General features: G+C 39.1%; 1 protein-coding gene. It reads right to left on the bottom strand.

What is annotated here, in order from left to right; all coding sequences use genetic code 11:
- Positions 1-655 (bottom strand): YPDG domain-containing protein (locus tag HMPREF2876_RS08240; protein WP_186822502.1); only part of this gene is annotated, 655 nt, incomplete at both ends.

The following is a 655-nucleotide window of genomic DNA, read 5'->3' as shown; positions in this document are numbered from 1 at the left end:
TTTCCGTCAGCACCTTTAACTGGATTTCCATCCTTACCTAGAACTGTGACAGTTACTTTTGATACACCTTCGGTTGTTGGTGTTCCAGTAATTTGTTTTGTTGCTGGATCGTAAGAAACACCATCTGGAAGACCTTCAACCTTGACAGAACCATCTGTAGGAATTTTCTCTACTGTGACAGTAACTGGTGTGATTTCTTTTCCTACTACACCTGTTTGATCATCAATTGGAGTGATTTTTGAAGCAATTGAGTTTGGATCTTTAGTGTTTGTACCATCTGTTGTTTCGTCAGTATCTTTCACACCGTCGTTATCATCATCGTCGTCAGTCACATCTGGAATTCCGTCACCATCAGTATCCAACTTAAATTTAGCTGTCACTGAATCAGTTGATTTATCTTTGTATGTTACTGTGACAGGTACGTCAACTTCTTCAATTTTTGTTCCTGGTTTAGCTTCAGTAGTGATTGCACCTGTATTTGGATCAATTGTTACAGTATAGCCTTCTGGAGCCTTAAAGTCTGATGGGATACTATATGTAGCACCTTCTGGAGCTTTAGTTTCTGCATTATCTTTACCTTTGAATGTAGGTGTTACTGTTGCAGGTTTTCCTGGTGTTACAAGTGTATCTGCATATTCTGGTGTGTATTTGTCTG

The organism is Streptococcus sp. HMSC073A12, assembly GCF_001812815.1.
GTDB lineage: Bacteria > Bacillota > Bacilli > Lactobacillales > Streptococcaceae > Streptococcus > Streptococcus vaginalis.
The sequence above is the reverse complement of the archived record's forward strand: the minus strand, read 5'-3'. Positions and strand labels throughout refer to the sequence as shown.